Origin of the sequence: Bradyrhizobium sp. 164 (genome assembly GCF_023073715.1) — a bacterium.
Classification (GTDB): domain Bacteria; phylum Pseudomonadota; class Alphaproteobacteria; order Rhizobiales; family Xanthobacteraceae; genus Bradyrhizobium.
The window spans coordinates 28805-48163 of sequence record NZ_JADPKA010000040.1 but is presented as its reverse complement, the minus strand read 5'-3'; the positions used below and the strand labels follow the sequence as shown (position 1 = coordinate 48163).

At 64.2% G+C, this 19359-nt stretch carries 10 protein-coding genes and 2 pseudogenes; 7 read left to right on the top strand and 5 right to left on the bottom strand.

The window, feature by feature from the left end; genetic code table 11:
• Positions 1-559: 559 nt before the first annotated feature.
• The 6 genes and pseudogenes from IVB01_RS15040 to IVB01_RS15015 all read left to right on the top strand — a co-directional run bounded on the left by IVB01_RS15040 (position 560) and on the right by IVB01_RS15015 (position 9109).
• Positions 560-1855, top strand: a complete 1296-nt coding sequence (locus IVB01_RS15040; protein WP_247417655.1) for an N-acetylmuramoyl-L-alanine amidase — start codon at positions 560-562, stop codon at positions 1853-1855.
• Positions 1856-2086: 231 nt separating this feature from the next.
• On the top strand, positions 2087-4588 hold the full coding sequence (locus IVB01_RS15035) for a penicillin-binding protein 1A (protein ID WP_247277234.1): 2502 nt from the start codon (positions 2087-2089) through the stop codon (positions 4586-4588).
• A gap of 105 nt (positions 4589-4693) precedes the next feature.
• Positions 4694-5825 (top strand): peptide chain release factor 2 gene (gene prfB / locus IVB01_RS15030; RefSeq protein WP_247277233.1). Its coding sequence is split into 2 segments (ribosomal slippage): positions 4694-4762 and positions 4764-5825, totalling 1131 coding nucleotides; the frame shifts between segments, so codons are not numbered across the junction.
• Between the two features lie 2 nt (positions 5826-5827).
• Positions 5828-6709 (top strand): NAD(P)-dependent oxidoreductase, encoded by an 882-nt coding sequence (locus tag IVB01_RS15025; protein ID WP_247277232.1) that lies wholly within the window; start codon positions 5828-5830, stop codon positions 6707-6709.
• Between the two features lie 143 nt (positions 6710-6852).
• Positions 6853-7764 carry a DMT family transporter gene (locus tag IVB01_RS15020; RefSeq protein WP_247449164.1) on the top strand — a complete coding sequence of 304 codons (912 nt, stop codon included), beginning with the start codon at positions 6853-6855 and terminating at the stop codon, positions 7762-7764.
• 110 nt (positions 7765-7874) lie between these two features.
• Positions 7875-9109: pseudogene (locus tag IVB01_RS15015) on the top strand (ABC transporter substrate-binding protein).
• A gap of 18 nt (positions 9110-9127) precedes the next feature.
• Here IVB01_RS15015 and IVB01_RS15010 read toward each other — a convergent pair.
• Together IVB01_RS15010 and IVB01_RS15005 are read right to left on the bottom strand one after the other, a co-directional pair.
• Entirely contained in the window at positions 9128-10495 is a 1368-nt protein-coding gene (locus tag IVB01_RS15010) for a M23 family metallopeptidase (RefSeq protein WP_247277231.1), read from the bottom strand.
• 110 nt (positions 10496-10605) lie between these two features.
• The gene (locus IVB01_RS15005) at positions 10606-11286 is read right to left on the bottom strand and encodes a peroxiredoxin (RefSeq protein WP_247277230.1); all 681 of its coding nucleotides are present in this window, start codon (positions 11284-11286) and stop codon (positions 10606-10608) included.
• A gap of 168 nt (positions 11287-11454) precedes the next feature.
• Here IVB01_RS15005 and IVB01_RS15000 point away from each other — a divergent pair, with 168 nt between their 5' ends.
• Positions 11455-15291 (top strand): DUF3971 domain-containing protein, encoded by a 3837-nt coding sequence (locus IVB01_RS15000; protein ID WP_247449163.1) that lies wholly within the window; start codon positions 11455-11457, stop codon positions 15289-15291.
• 67 nt (positions 15292-15358) lie between these two features.
• On the opposite strand, the pseudogene IVB01_RS14995 reads toward IVB01_RS15000, so the two are convergent.
• The 3 genes and pseudogenes from IVB01_RS14995 to IVB01_RS14985 all read right to left on the bottom strand — a co-directional run bounded on the left by IVB01_RS14995 (position 15359) and on the right by IVB01_RS14985 (position 19308).
• Positions 15359-17051 (bottom strand): annotated as a pseudogene (locus tag IVB01_RS14995) (methyl-accepting chemotaxis protein).
• Positions 17052-17395: 344 nt separating this feature from the next.
• Positions 17396-17833, bottom strand: coding sequence for a DoxX family protein (locus IVB01_RS14990; protein ID WP_247277227.1), 438 nt, complete (start codon positions 17831-17833; stop codon positions 17396-17398).
• Between the two features lie 218 nt (positions 17834-18051).
• Entirely contained in the window at positions 18052-19308 is a 1257-nt protein-coding gene (locus IVB01_RS14985; protein WP_247277226.1) for an MFS transporter, read from the bottom strand.
• Between the last annotated feature and the right edge of the window lie 51 nt (positions 19309-19359).

Here is a 19359-nt window from a genome sequence, read left to right as displayed (position 1 = left end):
AATGCGGCGCGCGGGATTTTCAATCCGCAGCGTCGCGAATGGTCCTTCAGAGTTCGTCGGCACAGTCTGGCGCATCAAGCGTCGGCCCGTATGAAACATTGGGCGGCGAGGCCGCCCCTCAATCAGTTGCTGCTGGCCAGGCATGGCGCGAGCGCGCTCGCCTTGGGATCACGAACCGCTCCCTTGGGATCAAGGGCTCGGGTAATGGGTCACGTCGCTGTCAGAACCGCCCGGGTGACGCGAGTGGTAACCCAGGACCGTCCGCCGCCGGAGCTTGACCCGCTCCCTCTCGTTGCCGCGCACCGCGCTGGTCTTGGAGGGGAACGGAAAACGCTGGAATTCCCAAACGTTGAGAGTTCCGGCGCTGCACCGGGAGGCTGAATGCGACACAACCGGAAATATCGGCCGTCAGCAGTCCGTACATACGAGGAATGAGCCATCCGTGCAAGGGAGCGTCGCACGGCGGTCACAGTCAGCGAGTTTCGCGCATCCGTCATTAAGCATCGTTTAACCCTGTGGTTCTATTGCGTTAAAAGGGCTGCTCGGAGGCACGGAATCGGTGGCGAGCCGCACAAATCAAAGGGTTTTGCTGGGATGCGTGCTGCTGTGCGCCGCGGCATTGCCATGTGCTGATTCCTCCCGCCTGAGCGCAGCGGAAAGCCAGCCGCAACCCTCTGTTGCGGTGGCGAATTTTCCAATCGCCTCGGCCGCCCGTCTGGCCGGCGACGGGAAGCAGACCCGCTTCATCCTCGACATCGACCAGACCGTTACCTTCCGTGCCGTGACGCTCGCCGACCCCTACCGCGTCGTGGTGGACGTGCCGCAAGTCAATTTTCAGCTGCCCGCCGGTACCGGCAGCGGGGGCCGGGGGCTGGTCAAGGCCTTCCGCTATGGGCTCGTCATGCCGGGCGGCTCGCGAATCGTGTTCGATCTGACCGGACCGGCGAAGATCACCAATTCGTACGTGGTCGACGCAGCCAACGGCCAGCCGGCCCGGCTCGTGGTCGAACTGGAGGAGGTTGACCGGGCCGCCTTCGTGCCGTCACCCGCGCCCGAACACCGACCCGAGCTGCGGCCCGCGATCGCCGAAGCGCCGCCTGCCGCGGTTCCCGCTACGGCAACTCCGGATGCCGCACAGCAGAAGGCCGATGGCCGTCCGGTGGTCGTGATCGATCCCGGCCATGGCGGCATCGACAATGGCACGCAGTCGAGTGGCGAGAGCGAAAAGAACCTGGTGCTCGCGTTCGGCCTTGCACTACGCGACCGGCTGGAAAAGGCCGGCAAATATCGCGTGGTCATGACGCGGGACGACGATACTTTCATTCCCCTCAATGACCGGACCAAGATCGCCCGCAATCTCAAGGCCGCCTTGTTCGTCTCCATTCATGCCGATGCGCTGCCTCGTGCCGAGGGTGACGCGCAAGGCGCGACCATCTACACGCTCTCAGACAAGGCGTCCGACGCCGAGGCCCAGCGGCTCGCGGACGCCGAGAACCGGGCCGACGCGATCGCCGGCTTCAACCTCGCGGAGGAGCCGACCGACGTCGCCGACATCCTGATCGACCTCACCCAGCGCGAAACTCGCACCTTTTCAAACCGTTTTGCCCGTCTCCTGATGGGGGAAATGAAGTCGACGGTGCGGATGCACAAGCATCCTCTGAAATCCGCGGGCTTCCGGGTGCTGAAGGCGCCCGACGTGCCCTCGGTGCTGGTCGAGATCGGGTATGTCTCCAATAAGGGGGACCTTGAGCACCTGGTCTCCGAGGGGTGGCGGTCCCGCGCCGTGGGCTCCATGGCGCAGGCGATCGACGGGTTTTTGACAAAGCGGATGGCCACGGCCGGATCTTCGAATTGAAAGGGTTTTTCCGTCTCGCCGCAAAAGCCCTAGTTTGGCCACAGCGGGCGCTTTATAAAAATGCCGTAGGGGGTTCCGGAATCGGAGAGAATCCCGCTCGGCAAGCGTCTAAAATCCGGCACTGATGTGATTGCGTAAGCCGGTGAATGCGCGACGTAAGGTTGGCCCCTGTTTGGGGTGCCAAGGGCACTGATACTGGGCTGATCCAGAATTTGAACGGATAAACACATAATGCGCTTGCTGGTGCGGTTCATGGGCTTCCTGTTCGCCGCGGGAACAGTGGTGTTCCTTGTCGGTGTAGGGGCCGTGGCAGGCCTGATCTGGCATTTCTCCAAGGACTTGCCGGACTATTCTCAGCTTCAGGATTACGAACCGCCGGTGATGACACGCGTGCACGCGGTCGACGGTTCGCTGCTCGGCGAATACGCCAAGGAGCGACGGCTGTATCTGCCGATCCAGGCGGTGCCGAAGCTCGTGATCAACGCGTTCCTGGCAGCCGAGGACAAGAATTTCTACGAGCATGGCGGCATCGACTACACCGGCATGGCGCGCGCAGGTCTGGTCTACATCCAGAACTACGGCTCGAACCGGCGTCCGCAGGGCGCCTCCACCATCACCCAGCAGGTCGCCAAGAACTTCCTTCTGACCAATGAGGTCTCCTTCGCCCGCAAGATCAAGGAAGCCTTGCTGGCGATGCGCATCGAGAAGACTTACTCGAAGGACAAGATCCTCGAACTGTATCTGAACGAAATTTATCTCGGCCTTGGCGCCTACGGCATCGCGGCGGCGTCGCTCGTCTATTTCGACAAATCGGTGAACGAGCTCACCGTTGCGGAAGCCTCCTATCTGGCGGCACTGCCGAAGATGCCCGCGACCCTGCATCCGGTGCGCAACCGCGACCGTGCCGTCGAGCGCCGCAACTACGTGGTCGACCGTCTGCTGGAGAACGGCTGGATCAAGCAGGCCGACGCCGAGAAGGCGCGCAAGGAGCCGCTGGCCGTCACCAGCCGGTCCAATGGCGCCCACACGTTCGCCGGCGAATATTTCGCGGAGGAAGTCCGCCGCGATATCTTCGAACGCTATGGCGAGAAGAAGCTGTATGAGGGCGGTCTCTCTGTCCGCACCACGCTCGATCCCAAGATTCAGGTCATGGCGCGCAAGACCATGGTCGCCGGCCTCGTGAACTATGACGAGCAGCAGGGCTATCGCGGCGCCATGAGCAAGCTCGATATTTCGGGCGACTGGGGCGTGAAGCTTGCCGAGATCAAGTCGCTCTCCGACATCTCGCCATGGCGTATGGCGGTGGTGCTGGAGACCAGCGACCAGTCGGCGCGCATCGGCTTCCAGCCGAGCCGTGAACTCGGCGGCGCCGTGAGCAAGCAGCGCGAGACCGGCCTCGTCACACTCGACGGCGTTCGCTGGGCGCGGGCCGTGCAGGGCGGCACAAAGGGCAAGACGCCGACGGCGGTGTCGCATGTGCTCCAGCCCGGCGACGTCATTTATGCCGATCCGCTCTACAAGGACGGCCAGCCCGTCGAAGGCCAGTACCGGCTGCGCCAGATCCCAGAAGTGTCGGGCGCGATGGTGGTGATGGACCCCTGGACCGGCCGTGTGCTCGCGATGGTCGGCGGCTTCTCGTTCGATCAGAGCCAGTTCAATCGCGCCACGCAGGCCTATCGACAGCCGGGTTCGTCGTTCAAACCGATCGTCTATTCGGCCGCCCTCGACAACGGCTATACGCCGTCGACCGTGGTGCTCGATGCGCCGATCGAAATCGACCAGGGCCAGGGCGCCGGCGTGTGGCGGCCTGAAAACTTCTCCTCGGGCAAGTTCCAGGGGCCGGTGACGCTGCGCAACGCGCTGCGGCAGTCGCTGAACACCGTGACGGTGCGCCTCGCGCAGGACATCGGCATGCCCCTGATCGGTGAATATGCCCGCCGCTTCGGCGTCTATGACGAGCTGCCGAACTATCTGTCCTACGCGCTCGGCGCCGGCGAAACGACGGCGATGCGCATGGTCACGGCGTACTCGATGCTCGCCAATGGCGGCCGCCGGGTGAAGCCGACTTTGATCGACCGCATCCAGGACCGCTACGGCCACACCATCTTCAAGCACGACCAGCGCGAATGCCGCGGTTGCGACGCGCCGGGCGGCTGGAAGAACCAGCCCGAGCCGCAGCTGATCGACCGCCGCGAGCAGGTGCTGGACTCCATGACCGCCTATCAGATCACCGAGCTGATGGAAGGCGTGGTTCAGGCCGGTACCGCGACCGTGGTCAAGGAAGTCGGCAAGCCGATCGCAGGCAAGACCGGCACCACCAACGAGGCCAAGGACGCCTGGTTCGTCGGCTTCTCGCCCGACGTCGCCGTCGCCATCTACATGGGCTACGACAAGCCGCGTCCGCTGGGTAAGGGCAATGCCGCAACGGGCGGCCATCTGGCAGCTCCCATAGCACGCGATTTCCTCAAGCTCGCGCTCGCCGACAAGCCCGCCGTTCCGTTCAAGGTGCCGGCCGGCATCAAGCTCGTGCGCGTCGCGGCCAAGACCGGCATGCGCGCCGGCCCGGGCGAGACTGGCGGAACCATCCTCGAAGCCTTCAAGCCGGGCACGGCGCCGCCGGACAACTACGCAGTCATCGGCGTTGCTGACGCCGATGGGCGCATGCCGGCGTCGCAGCAGCAGCAGCCGGATTCCGGCTTCTTCATGCGGCCGGGCACCGGTGGGCTGTATTAGCTGATAACGCCGACGTTTGATGGTGGGCGGTTGCGCTTTGGCGCCGCCGCCGCTACATCCCGTTGCAATCGTAAGCGGAACAATTCCGCGACATCAGAGAGCGATATGCGCGCCGAAATCGAGCGGTTGGTAGAAGAGATCAAGCAGTCAGTCGGGCTGCTGAGGAGGCATCTTTGACGTCGAGAAATCGACGGCGCGCCTCGCTGAGCTGAACAAGCTCGCAGAAGATCCCAACCTCTGGAACGATCCCCAGAAAGCCCAGAAGCTGATGCAGGAGCGCACCTCGCTCGAGGATGCGTTGTCGGGCATCGGCAAGGTCGAGCAGGAGCTCGAAGACGATATCGGCATGATCGAGCTCGGCGAGGCCGAGGGCGATGACGGCGTGGTCGCCGAGGCCGAAGCCGCGCTGAAGAACCTGAAGAAGGAAGTGGCGCGGCGCGAGCTCGAGGCGCTGCTGTCGGGCGAGGCCGACCGCTTCGATTCCTATCTCGAAGTCCATGCCGGCGCCGGCGGCACCGAGAGCCAGGACTGGGCGCAGATGCTCTTGCGCATGTACACGCGCTGGGCCGAAACCCACGGCTTCAAGGTCGAGGTGCTGGAAGAATCCGAGGGTGAAGAGGCCGGCATCAAATCCGCGACCATTCAGGTCTCCGGCCACAACGCCTATGGCTGGCTGAAGACCGAGGCTGGCGTGCATCGCCTGGTGCGCATCTCGCCTTTCGATTCCAACGCGCGGCGGCACACCTCGTTCTCGAGCGTGCAGGTGTTCCCCGTCATCGACGACAGCATCAAGATCGACATCAAGGAATCGGACGTCCGCACCGACACAATGCGTTCGGGGGGCGCCGGCGGTCAGCACGTCAACAAGACCGAATCCGCGGTGCGCCTGACGCATATTCCGACCGGTGTCGCGGTGGTCTGTCAGGCCGGTCGCTCCCAGCACAAGAACCGGGCGCAGGCCTGGGACATGCTGCGTGCGCGCCTCTACGAGATCGAGCTGAAGAAGCGCGAGGAGAAGGCCGCCGCCGACCAGGCCGCCAAGACTGACATTGGCTGGGGCCACCAGATCCGCTCCTACGTGCTGCAGCCCTATCAGATGGTGAAGGATCTGCGCACGGGTGTGCAGACCTCCGACACCTCGGGCGTGCTGAACGGCGAGCTCGACGAGTTCATGGCGGCGACCCTGGCGCAGCGCGCCTTCGGCACCACCACCGGCGAGATCGAGGACGTGGACTGATCATGCCCCGCGTCGCCTTCATCGGGCTTGGACGGATGGGCCATGGCATGGCCGGGCGCTATCTCGATGCCGGCTTCACGGTGACGTTGTGGAATCGTACCAAGTCCAAGGCCGAATACCTGATCGCGCGTGGCGCCCATTGGGCAACGTCCCCTGAGGACGCCGCGATCGATGCCGACGCCGTCGTGACCATGGTTGCCGATGACGAGGCCTCGCGTGCGGTCTGGCTTGGGCCCAAGGGTGCTGCCAAGACCGCGAAGGCAGGCACCATCGCGATCGAATGCTCGACCGTCTCCTATGACCATGCCCGCGAGATGGGCCGCGAGCTGAATGCGCGCGGCCTCATCTACATCGACTGCCCCGTGACCGGATTGCCCGATGCGGCCGCAGCCGGGAAGCTGACACTCTTGGCTGGCGCCGATCCGGCCGATCTCGCTCGCGCGCGGCCTTATCTCGACCCAATCGGCTCGACCATCCGCCATTTCGGTGCGGTCGGCACCGGGACGGTCTACAAGCTCATCAACAATCTGATGGGCGCGATCCAGATCGCCGGCCTCGCCGAGGGCCTTGCCATCGCCGAGCAGGCCGGACTCGACATGAATCTGGTGCTGGAGTCGATTCTGTCAGGCGTCGCGGCAAGCCCGCAGGTGCAGCGCCACTCCAAGCGCATGGTTGCCCGCGATTTCAGCGGTGCGACCTTCACGTCGGCGCTGCGGCACAAGGATGCCGCTTATGCCGTGAATTTGGCGGAGAGCCTGCTGGCCAGCAAGCCGCTGGTCGCGCGCGCCGCCGTCGAGGCCTACGCGCAGGCGAAAGCGACGATGCCCGACGATGATGAAGGCAGGATGATCGAACTGGTGTCGCGGCCGAAGACATCCTCCTAGCCAAGTGCACCCAACATGGGGCCACCTTGGCAGCTCCATTCATTCCGAGCGCCGGTTTTGTAAACCATGGCTTCGTCGGAAATCGGGTGGCACTGTCCACCGCACCGTTCTAGGGAATAGGCTCGCCGCCAAGCTGAGACGCCATGTCCCGGAACGACAACCGCATCGATGCGCGCGACTGGTCGCTGCTCGCCGTGCTCTCGGTGCTCTGGGGTGGCTCGTTCTTCTTCAACAGCGCGGGCTTACGGGAATTGCCGCCGCTGACGCTGGTGTTCCTGCGCGTCGCGCTTGGCGCGGCCATTCTCCTACCGTTGCTCCGTATGCAGGGGATCGGCTTCCCCTCGGGCACGATGGGATGGAGACCGTTCGTCGCGATCGGGCTGCTCAACAACGTGATTCCGTTCTCGCTCATTGTGATCGGCCAGACTTTCATTCCGAGCGGCCTGGCGTCGATCCTGAACGCGACCACGCCGCTGTTCACTGTGGTGGTGATGGCGGCGGCCGGCGACGAGGCCTTGCAGATGCGTCGTATTGTCGGGGTGGCGCTGGGGCTTGCCGGCGTGATCGTCCTGCGCGGAGGGGGTTTCGAGACAACGCCGGGGCCGGGACTCGGTATCCTGCTCTGCCTCGGCGGCGCCTTCAGCTATGGTCTTGCGGCGCTCGCGGCGCGGCGGTTGCTGAAGGACACGCACCCGCTTGGAACGGCGACATTTCAACTGATGGCATCCACCGTGATGATGGCGGTCGTCGCCGGCGCGGTGGAGCGGCCCTGGCAGCTACCGCTACCGAGCCCGACGACCTGCCTCGCCGTGCTTGGTCTTGCCGCGCTTTCAACGGCGCTCGCCTACATCGTCTTCTTTCAGATCGTGCGGCGCTCGGGCGCGAGCAATGTCATGCTGGTGACGCTGCTCATTCCCGTCACCGCGATCCTTCTGGGATGGCTGGTGCTGGGTGAGCCGATCTCCACGCGCGAGATCGCCGGCGCCATCGTCATCGGCAGCGCATTGCTGGTGATCGACGGACGCGTGCCCGGCCTGCTGCGCCGCGGCGCGTAAGTTCCCGCTCTATCGTTTCATCTTGCGGAAAATCCCGGCGCTTGCCAGCGGCAGGGCGCCTTGCGACACTCCCTGCATAACAAGACTACAAAAATACAGGGGAGAGAACGATGCCGGGTCGTCGCACCAACCTTGCTGCCCTCGCCATGCTTGCTGCCGGAGTGCTCGCCACGACACCGGCCTCGGCGCAGAAAAAATACGACCCCGGCGCCAGCGACACCGAAATCAAGATCGGCAACATCATGCCCTATAGCGGGCCGGCGTCCTCCTATGGCGTGATCGGCAAGACCGAGGCCGCCTTTTTCAGGATGATCAACGATCAAGGCGGCATCAACGGGCGAAGGATCAACTTCATCAGCTATGATGACGCCTATTCGCCCCCGAAGGCGATCGAACAGGCGCGCAAGCTCGTCGAGAGCGACGAGTTCTCTTGATCTTCCAGTCGCTCGGCACGCCCTCGAACTCCGCGATCATGAAATACATGAACGCCAAGAAAGTGCCGCAGCTCTTCGTGGCCTCCGGTGGCACCAAGTTCGGCGATCCCAAAAATTTCCCCTGGACCATGGGCTTCCAGCCCAACTATCAGAGCGAGGGGCGGATCTATGCAAAGTACATCCGCGATCATTTCCCCGACAGTAAGATCGCGGTGTTCTGGCAGAACGACGATGCCGGCAAGGACCAGTTCAAGGGACTGAAGGACGGGCTTGGCGACAAGGCCAGCATGATCATCGCGGACAAATCCTATGAAGTCAGCGATCCCTCGATCGACTCGCAGATCGTTGCTCTTCACGATTCCGGTGCGGACATATTCTTCTCATGGGCCGCGCCAAAAGGGTCGGCGCAGGCAATCCGGAAGGTGGGTGAACTCGGCTGGAAGCCAAAGTTCTTCCTGGCCAACACCGCGACCTCGGTTGCCTCGGTGCTCAAGCCGGCCGGGCTGGACTATTCCAAGGACATCATCTCGACAGTCTATCTGAAAGACCCGACCGATCCGACCTGGGACAAGGATCCGGCTGTGGTGAAATGGCGCGCGTTCATGGACAAATATTATCCCGATGGCGACAAGACTAACGCCAACAATGTCTATGGCTACGTCCAGGCCGAAGCGATGGTCCAGGTCCTGAAGCAGTGCGGCGACCATCTCACCCGCGAGAACGTGATGAAGCAGGCTGCGAACCTGAAGGATTTCCACACTGACCTGATGCTGCCGGGCATCATGGTCAACACCTCGCCCGACGATTATTTCCCGATCGAGCAGATGCAGCTGATGCGCTTCAACGGGCAGGCGTGGGAGCTGTTCGGTGACGTCATCACCGGTGAGGTCGGCCACGAGCGCAGCCAGTAATCCGCCGCTGTATCAGCGTTAGCCCGCGCTGAGCCGCACGCCGGCGCGCAGAAACTTCTGCGGATCGACCGCTTCGCCCTCGATGCGGGTCTCATAGTGTAAATGCGGACCGGTGGAACGGCCGGTCGAACCAACGAGACCGATCACCTGGCCGATCTTGACGACCTCGCCGATCCTGACGTTGATCTCGGAGAGATGGCCATAGCGGGTCGAAAGCCCGTTGCCGTGATCGACCTCGACCATGCGGCCGTAGCCGCCGGACCAGCCGGCGGAAATCACCTTGCCGTTGGCGGTGACGCGAACGGGATCGCCGGTGGCGGCGCGGAAGTCGAGCCCGGTATGCATTGCGGGCCGGCCGAGGAAAGGATCGCTGCGCACGCCGAAGCCGGAGGTGAACTCGACCTCGCCAATGACGGGCTTGCGATAAGGCACCAGCGCCAGCGTGCGATTGAGCCGGTCCAACTCGGAGCGCGTGGTGTTGATGCGATAGAGCTGCTTCTCGAACGGCCCGGCGTTCGGCGTCAATTTGACGGGTACGTAAGGCCCGCCCATTGCGGTGCGCGGTACGGCGGCTTCGAGAGTGGCGAGGCTGAGGCCGAGATCGCTGACGACGCCGCGCATCCGGCGCATGCGTGAATCCATGCTTTCCTCAACGGCGTTGAGCGCCGCCATCTGGCGACGCTCGACCTGATCAAGCGAAGCCGTGAGCCGGACCAGGACGTTGTCGAAGCCCTGGCTCTTGGCGAATTGGCTGGTCGGCGGCGCCGCGACGGTCGGCGCGCGCGACTCGAGCCGCGCTTCGCGATCCGGCGGCGCCACGAAGATCACGGTGTCGCTGATCGGCGACGGCTTCGGCGTGCCCTGGGTTGCGTTCTGGCCGGCGTCACCACGCTGCGGTGTCGAGCGCGGGATCGACCCGGTCACGTCGGGCATGGCGCCGAGCGCCGTCGCCCGGGATTCCAGCGCCGTCTGGCGATTCATGATCTGGTCGAGCTTCTGATCGAACTGCTCCTGGTCGAGCAGCTGCCGGCTGGTGGTGCGGTCAACCTTGGCGCGCAGCTCGGCGATACGGTCTTCATAGGCGTACTGCATCTCGGCCTGGCGGGCGATCAGCCGGGTCAGGACGTCGTCGCGGAAGGCGAAGTAGGTGGCGGTGGCGGCCGACCACAGTCCGAGCAGCACGACCGTGCCGACCACGATCCAGAACACCACGGGTCCGAAGCGGACTTGCTTGCCGGCATGGACGATGGTGTAGGCGTCGTCGGTCGCGGGAAGGGGAATCGCAACCGCCGCCGCTGGGGCGGCTGGATGGCGATGGAAGGCCCGTCCGTGGTGATGAGGATGATGTTGGGGGTACTGCGAGTATTGGGCAGAACTTTTCGACATCGGCACTCCCGCGCCGGTCGGATGAGTCCGTACGGCCTAATTGCCGCAGCAATCTGGGCCGGTCATGGTTAATTTTCCGGAAACGGGAACATTCGAATTTAAAGGACTGGTTAAAGACTTCTTGCCGCTTCCAGGACCTCATCGGCATGGCCGTCGACCCGGACCTTGCGCCAGATCCGGGCCACCTTGCCATCGCTCCCGACCAGCACCGTGGTGCGAAGAATTCCGAGGAAACTCTTGCCATACATGGACTTTTCGCCCCAGGCGCCGTAGGCCTCCAGCATCTCGTGCGTCTCGTCCGAGACGAGTGGAATGGTGAGCTTGTGCTTGTCGCGGAACTTTTCCTGGGCCTTTAACGGATCCGCGGAGATGCCGAGCACGGCCGTGCCGGCAGCCGTGAAGGCGTCCGCCAGCCGGGTGAAGTCGATGGCCTCCCTGGTACAACCGGGCGTGTCGGCGCGGGGGTAGAAGAACAGCACCAGCTTTTGCCCGGCATAGTCCGCCAGCGTGACCACATCGCCGCCGTCGCGGGGCAGACGGAAGGCCGGAGCCTTCTGGCCCTCGGTCAAGGCGACCTTCGCCGCCGCGGGCGACTTGGAAGAATTTAACTGTTTCGAGGCGGCCTTATGCGATCCTGCTTTTGCTACGGTCTTGGTTGATTTGCTCGCCGGCGTCCGCTGTGTTTTCGCGGACCTTGTTTGAGTCGCTGCCCGCGTTTTCAGGGTCTTCTTTTTAGCCGTCGGACTGCCGGAGGGCGTTTTGGACGATTTCTTTTGGGATTTCTTGGACATACGCCTTCCTTTCGTCGCTTTCGGCAGGTCAACCAAAGCGGTATTGCAGCTCTCGTCCGGTGTGCCGGAATCGCGCCCTCGGCTGGGCAAGTCTGACGACGCCGGAGTATGGTTACAAGGAATTCCACGCACCACCCCACTGCTCGTTGAACGCGCTGCCGGGGCGAAATGACGAACAGCAGGAATATTCGAAGTACGGCGGCATTGCCGGCGCAGGGGCCTTCGCTCCCCGTCGACGGCTGCGGTCCCGGCGGCGCTCAATCCGACGATGGACGCCTGTATCGAGAGGCAATGGCAAGGAATAAGTCGCCCCAGGATTACACGCGGGACTTCGATCGGCGCGGCGGTCAATCACAGCCGCAGGAATGGGATGACGCCGATTGGGATCCGGATCAGGAGGAGGCGGCGGGCCATCGCGCGCGCCGGCTGTTATCGCGTTCCAATTCGGGTTTCCATCGCCTCGGTGACGGGTTTGGATCTTTGCGTCGCTGGCTGGGCGGCGGCCGCTGGCTGAAGCGGCTGGCCGTCGTCGTTGGCGTCCTCGTCGTCATTTTCGTCGGCTGTTTCGGCACGCTGTGGTGGCGGCTCGGCGCCGGTCCCATCAATCTCGACATTGCAACGCCGTGGCTGGCAGCCGCCATCGAGGACAATATCGGCCACGGCAACACCGTAGAGGTGGGCGGCACCCAAATCGAGCGGGCGGGGCGGGTCCGGATCGCCGTCCGCATCCGTGACATCGTCGTCCGCGACCGCGATCACGCCATCGTCGCCAGTGCGCCGAAGGCCGAGGTCAAGCTGTCGGGTACGGGTCTCCTCATGGGGCGCCTGCGCGCAGAAAGCCTCAATCTCGTCGATGCCGAGCTCGCGATCCGCATCGCACCTGACGGCACCGTCACGGTCTCGGCCGGCGATACCGCAAAGCCGCTGGCAACCGGCGTGGCCTCCAAGAAAGAGGCAGGCTTGCCGCCGACATTCCCACGCAATGGCGTCCCGCCGCCGCCATTCGCCACAGCGCCTGCGGGCCCGGACCCATCCCAGGCTGCTCCCCAGGCGACCGCACAGAGCGGAATTCTTCAGGGCCTCGATTGGCTCGACAGTCTGAGCATGACCGGCCTCGACGGCCAGAACCTCAACGAGATCGGCCTGAAGAACGGCAATCTGATCGTCGACGACCAGCAGCGCGGCAGCAAATGGTCGTTCGAGAACATCACGCTCAGCCTGCGCCGCCCGAGCAGTGGCGGCGTCGCGCTCAGTCTCGGCGAGGAGGGCGCGCGCCCGTGGATGCTGCGCGCCACGATCGGGCCGGCCGAGAACGGCGTGCGCTCGGTCGACATCCGCGCCGACAAGGTCTCGACCTCCAACATCCTCTTGGCGCTGCGGGTCAAGGATCTCACCTATACCGCGGACCTGCCGCTGACGGGCGAGCTGAAGGGCGAACTCGGCCGCGACGGCGTGCCGACCTACTTCCGCGGCAAGATTGCGGTCGGCGCGGGCAACATCATCGACACGGACACGCCCGATTATCCGATGGCGATCGACTCGGCCGAGATCAACGTCGAGTGGGACGCGAACCGGCGGGTGCTGGTCGCTCCGTTCAAAATTCTCTCCGGCGCCAACCGCCTGACCTTGCTCGGGCATCTCGAGCCACCGAATGGCGCCACCAATGACTGGCAGCTCGGCTTCAATGGCGGCTCAATCCTGCTTGGTGGCATCGACAACGAGCCGCCGCTCGTCTTCAACCGTATTGCGATCGGTTTCCGTTTCGACACTGACCACAAGCGCCTCTTGCTGACGCAGGCCGATATCAGCAATGGCGAGATCGGTGTCGCCGGCACCGGTGCCATCGACTATTCGGGCGAGCCGCGGCTGACGCTCGGCTTTGCGGGAACGCCGATGTCGGCCTCCGCGCTGAAGCGGATGTGGCCCACATTGATCGTTCCCGAGCTGCGTGAATGGGTGATCGAGCGGATCGAGCGCGGCACGCTCCAGCGCATCGAGATCGGCGTCAACTCGCCGGTGAAGAACCTTCCGCGCAAGGGGCCTCCCATCCCCGACGACGGCCTATCGGTCAACATCGTGGCAGGCGGTGTCGCGGTGCGTCCGGTGGACGGCATGCCGGTGGTGCACGATGCCGATCTGAAGGCGCGCGTGACCGGCCGCACTGCGACCGTGAACATCGGGCAGGGCATTGCCGATACGCCCGCCGGCCGCAAGATCACGATCTCCGACTTCACTTTCGAGGTGCCGGACATGGCGCCCAAGCCGTCGCCGTCGCGCACGAGATTTCGCGTCGACGGACCGGTGCCCGCGGCGGCCGAAATGCTCTCCAATGATCGCCTGAGCGATCTGTCTTCGACCGTCGTCGATCCCAATACCAGCAAGGGGACGTTCTCGGCGAACATCCAGCTCGGCATGCCGGTCAAGGGCGAGCTGACCAGGGCCGACACCACCTATGCCGTGACAGCCGAGCTCAACGGCTTTGCCGCCGACAAGCTGGTGATGAACCAGAAGCTGGAGGCCAACAACCTCAAGATCATCGCGAGCAACCAGGGCTATCAGGTCAAGGGAGACGTCAAGATCAACGGGCAGGCCGCCTCGCTCGACTATCGCAAGCCGGCCGAGGGCGATGCGGACGTCAGATTGCAGGCGACGCTGGACGATGCCAGCCGCGCGCGCCTGGGGTTCGATCTCAGCCCTGCCGTGAGTGGATCGTTGCCGATCAAGCTGTCGGGCAAGATCGCGAGCGGCGCGGATCAGACGACGAAGCTCGGCGTCGAGGCCGACCTGACCTCGGTGAAGCTCGACAACATCTTGCCCGGCTGGGTCAAGCTGCCGGGCAAGTCCGGCAAGGCCAGCTTCAAAGTGGTGCCGGCGGCGCAATCGACGCGTTTCGAGGACATCGTCATCGAGGGCGGTGGCGCCTCGATCAAGGGCTCGCTCGAGATCGATGCGAATGGCGACCTCATCAACGCAAACTTCCCGACCTATTCGCCCTCCGACGGCGACAAGGCCTCGTTGAAGGTGGAGCGCAGCCAGGACGGCGTGGTGCGCGGCACCATGCGCGGCGACGTGTTCGATGGCCGCGGTTTCCTGAAGTCGGCGATCTCAGGCAATTCCAAGGACGATGCCAAGAACAAGCTGAAGAACATCGATTTCGACATCGACGTGAAGCTCGGCGCCGTCGCCGGCTTCAACGGCGAGGCGATGCGCAGCGTCGATGCCAAGATGTCGAAACGCAACGGCGCCGTCAAAGCCTTCACGCTGAGTGGCAAGATCGGCCGTGATACGCCGGTGGCAGCCGATTTGCGCGGTGGGCGCGCGCAGGGCAGCCGTGAAGTGATCTATCTCCAGACCAACGATGCCGGCGCGCTGCTGCGCTTCACCGATACCTATACCAAGGCGGTCGGCGGCCAGATGGTGGTGGCGATGGAGCCGCCGACATCCGAGCCGAACACGTCGCGCGAGGGTCTCATCAACGTGCGCGACTTCACAGTCAAGGGCGAGGCGCAGCTCGAGCGCGTTGCTGCCGGCGCGCCCAACGGCACCGGCAACGGCGTCTCCTTCAGCGCGCTCCGCGCCGAGTTCACCCGTCAGAATGGCGCGCTCACGATCCGCGACGGCGTCGTCAAGGGACCGATGATCGGCGCCACCATCGAGGGCTCGATTGACTATCCCGGCAACCAGGTGTGCATGAGCGGCACCTTCGTGCCGATGTATGGCGTCAACAACATCTTCGGCCAGATCCCGTTGTTCGGCATCTTCCTCGGCGGCGGCAACAACGAGGGGCTGATCGGCGTGACCTACGAGGTCGTCGGCACCCCGGCCGCGCCCGTGATGCGCGTCAATCCGATCTCGGCAATGGCGCCGGGCCTGTTCCGCAAGATCTTCGAGTTCAACACCGGCAAGCAGAACTCGCCATTCGAGGAATTCCAGTCGCAATCGAACGACGGGTCGACCGGTTCGACGCGGCAGCTGTCGAGCGGTTGCAGCCTGGCGCGGCGATAGAAGCGGGACTCAAGAGTCCGTCACGCCCGGGCCTGTCCCGGGCATGACGCATGTGGGGGTCGGAAACTTACGCCGCGCGCACGCCAGCCAGGAACGTCCCGACCTCGCCGGAGAGCTGTTCGGCCTGCTTGGAGAGGCTCGAGGCGGCCGCGAGCACCATGCCGGCAGCGTTGCCGGTCTCGTTCGCAGCCGTGCTAACGGCGCTGATATTGGTCGTGACCTCCTGGGTCGCTTCTGCGGTCTGCGACACGCTGCGGGCGATCTCGGCGGTGGCGGCACCTTGCTCCTCGATGGCCGCGCCGATCGAGGTCGCGATGCGACTGACCTCCTCGATGGTGGCGGTGATGCCGCCGATTGCGTCCACCGCTTCTTTGGTCGCGCCCTGGATCTGGGCGATCTTGTCCCCGATCTCGCGGGTGGCTTCCGCGGTCTGGCTCGCGAGCGACTTCACCTCGGAGGCGACCACGGCAAAGCCACGACCGGCTTCGCCTGCGCGTGCAGCCTCGATAGTGGCGTTGAGCGCGAGCAAATTGGTCTGTGCCGCGATGCTGGAGATCAGCTCGGCGACGTGCTCGATCTGCTGGGCACCGTCGGACAGCGCGCGCACGATCGTGTCGGTGCGGCGCGCACTGTCCACCGCGCGTCCGGTGACTTCGGCGGACTGCGCGACCTGACGGCTGATCTCGGTGATGGAAGAGGAGAGCTCTTCGGCGGCGGCCGCGACGGTCTGGACGCGCTGGCTGGCCTCCGTAGCGGCCGAGCCGACCACGGCGGCGCGGCGGTTGGTGCCTTCGGCGGTGGAGGACATCGACTTGGCGGTCGCCTCGAGTTCGCCGGAGCCCGAAGCCATCAGCCCGACCAGCTGGCCGACGGACGCATCGAAGCGGTCGGCAAGCGCGATCAAGGCATCGCGTTTCTCCTGCTCGTTACGGGCCTTGGTGGCGACCTGCTCGGCCTCCAGGTTACGCGCGGTCAGCGCGGTTTGCCGGAGCACTTCGAGCGTCTCGGCCATGCGGCCGATCTCGTCGCCGCGGTCGGTCTCTTCGACCGCCTTGTCGATGGCGCCTTCCGAGATCTGATGCATGCGGTTCTTCTGGCGGTCCAGCGCGGCGAGCACGTCGCGGGCGATCAGCCAGGACAGCATCGCCATCAGCAGCATCAGGCCGACGCCGATGGCGGCGAGCTCCAGCGTCAGCGCGCGCACGTCGGCGTCGATGTCGTCGACGTAGAGTCCGTAGCTGATGGTCACGTTCCAAGGCGCGAATCTGCGCGCGAACACGGTCTTGCGGACCGGCTCAGTCTGGCCGGGGCGGGGATAGAGATAGGAGGTCACGCCACCCTGCGCGGTGTCGGTGCCGGCCCTGATGATGGCGTCGGCAATCAACACGCCGTTGGAATCCTTGGCGCCGGTGATCTTGCCTTCGAGCTGCTGATTGGCGCCGTTCACGACCAGGGAGGTGTCCTGATTATAGACCACCGGGTAGCCTTGACCGCCGTTGAAACTCATACGGCGGCCGCGTTGATGGAACAAGCTCTTGGCCTCGGCTTGCGTGAGCTTGCCGGCTGTCACCTCGTCCTGGAGCGATTGCGCGTAGTTATAGAGGAGCTCCACCGCCGTCCGCATCTGCTGGACGCGGTCCTCCATCATGCGGCCCTTGCTCAGCACGGCCGATACCCCGATGATGGCCGTGACCGTGAGCGCCGCGAGGCAGACCATGCTGGCAAGCTTGGCGGATCTTCAGATGACTGAGCAGTTGCATCACGGTCTCAACGAATGGTGGTTATTGCTCGCGTCGGTAGCATGAAGTTCTTACCAATCATGAACGGACGCGGGCAACGCGCTGCCATGCATGCGGCGTTCGCAGTCGCATGCGCAAACGCGCCGCGCCTGCGCATGGCGCATCCAATCGCGGGAAGAATTGATGCTGGATTTTGGTGTGGCCGAGCCTTGCCGGGACAGCAATGAGTCGATTCGTTCACCGCATCATCATGTCGGTGCTGCTCGTGGCGGCTCTCGTTCTCATCTGGAACGTGCTGGGCGCGCGTTGAGCCGGCACCGGCAAATGCGCCGGTGCCCTGTCTTTCCTTCGAATCCGCGAGCGCGTCAGCGCCGCGCGTAGGCGCCGCCGGTCGAATCGCTTTCCTTGCCCATCGCCGCATCGACGCTGACCGAGCCGCCGCCGGCTGCCGAGAGGTAGAGGCAGGCGAAGCAGAACAGGATGGCGGCGGTGCCGCCGTTGAGCAGCGGCAGGAACACCGGCGTTTCGCCCTTGAACATGTGGCCCATGAAGTAGGCGAAGGCCATCTCACCCGAGAGAATGAAAGCCGCGAGGCGGGTGAACAGACCGAGCATCAGGAGCGCACCGAGCACCAGCTCGATCGCGCCTGCCGTCCAGATCAGCGGCGGGATGTTGGCGAAGTAAGGAAGCACTGGAAACTTGAAGATCTTCGCAACGCCGTACTGGAACAGCAAGAGGCCGGTGATGAAGCGAAACAGGCTCAGGAGAACCGGTTGAAAGCGAGTGAGATAGGGAAAGTTCATTGGTTTGTGCCCTCCATCCAATGCGCGACTTGGACCGTATTCGATTCCGCCTCGCAAGCCATCAGGATCAATTCCGCGCTGACATTTTCGTCATGTCGGACAAAACACCGCAGGCTCCGCCCTCAGTCGCGCGCGATCCGCATTTTTTCCTGTGTTGGCGTCGTGCCCATCCGTAATTTTCCGGTGACGCAAACGAACTCAAGTTACCCCTGGGAAACCTACCGTCGCAAGGCAGGCACGACCAGGAATGGAATCATCCCGAGCACCACACTCGCAAGTGCGAAGGCGAGCAGCGCGTTGTAGCCATGGGTCGCGTCATGGATCAGGCCGCCGCTCCAGGAGCCGAATGCTGAGCCGAGGCCACTGCCGATCGAGATGGTGCCATAGATGGTGCCCACCCGTTTTCCCTGGAAGATTTTCATCGCGGTTGCGGTGATCAGCGGCCCGCGCGAGCCCATCATGCTGCCGAAGCAGACGACGAAACCGGTGAGCAGGATGATGTTCGGATAATACTGCAAGAGCCAGAGCAGGAAGATGCCGAGCATCGAGATCGCGTAGCTCAGCAGCACCGACGGCCGGCGCCCGATCAGCCCGTCGAGCGCGGAGACCCCCAACATCCCGAACACCAGCACGACGCCGGAGAAGCCCCAGGCAGTCGCGGCCTGAAGCGGCGGGAAACCGGCATCGATCAGATAGGCCACGATCTGCGCCGCGATCGCGTACATGCCGACCGCGGTGAAGAAGAAGGTCGAGAACAGCGCCCAGAAGGCGTGATGGCGCATGGCGCCAACAAGCGTCCAGCCGTTGTCAACGAAATCTGGATCGGTCTTCTTGGTCACGTGCGGCGAGCCGGCAGCGAACAGCGGCCATGGCAGCAGCATGAGCGGCACCAGCAGGCCCAGCGCAGCGAAGCCGAACAGCTGATAGGTCTCGCGCCAGCCGATGTGATCGATCAGGAGCTGCGAGGCCGGCAGCAGCGCCAGCACGCCGCCGCCCATTGCCGAATAAACCACGGCCATCGCGGTCGGCAGCCGCGGCCCGAACCAGCGGCCGAGCAGAATCGAATTCGGCACGTTGCCGATGAAGGCGACCCCGATCCCGACACACAGTCCGATCGAGAGCTGGAATTGCCAGAGCGCTTGCGCATGGCCCGCAATCAGGAAGGCCGAGCCGAGCAGGAACAGTCCGAGCGCATAGACGACGCGGGGACCGGAATGGTCGAATAGCCGCCCGACCAGAGGCGCGGTCAGTCCGCTGACGAGCCAGGTCAGCGAATAGATCGAGACGACCTGCGCGCGATCCCAGCCAAAGCTTTCGGAGATGGGCTTGAGGAAGACGGTGAAGCTCTCGCTGAGGCCGCGGCCAAGGACAGCCAGCGCGAAACACAGCGCGAGCACGACGAGCGCGGTCCGCACGGCACCTCCCGGCGCAGCCGCTGCGCGGTCCTCGGCCTGCCTGGGCGTGTTCTGGTCCATTGCCGGTCAAGGAGCGCGCTTCGCCGCGCCCTGACAAGCAGCGAAAAGCTC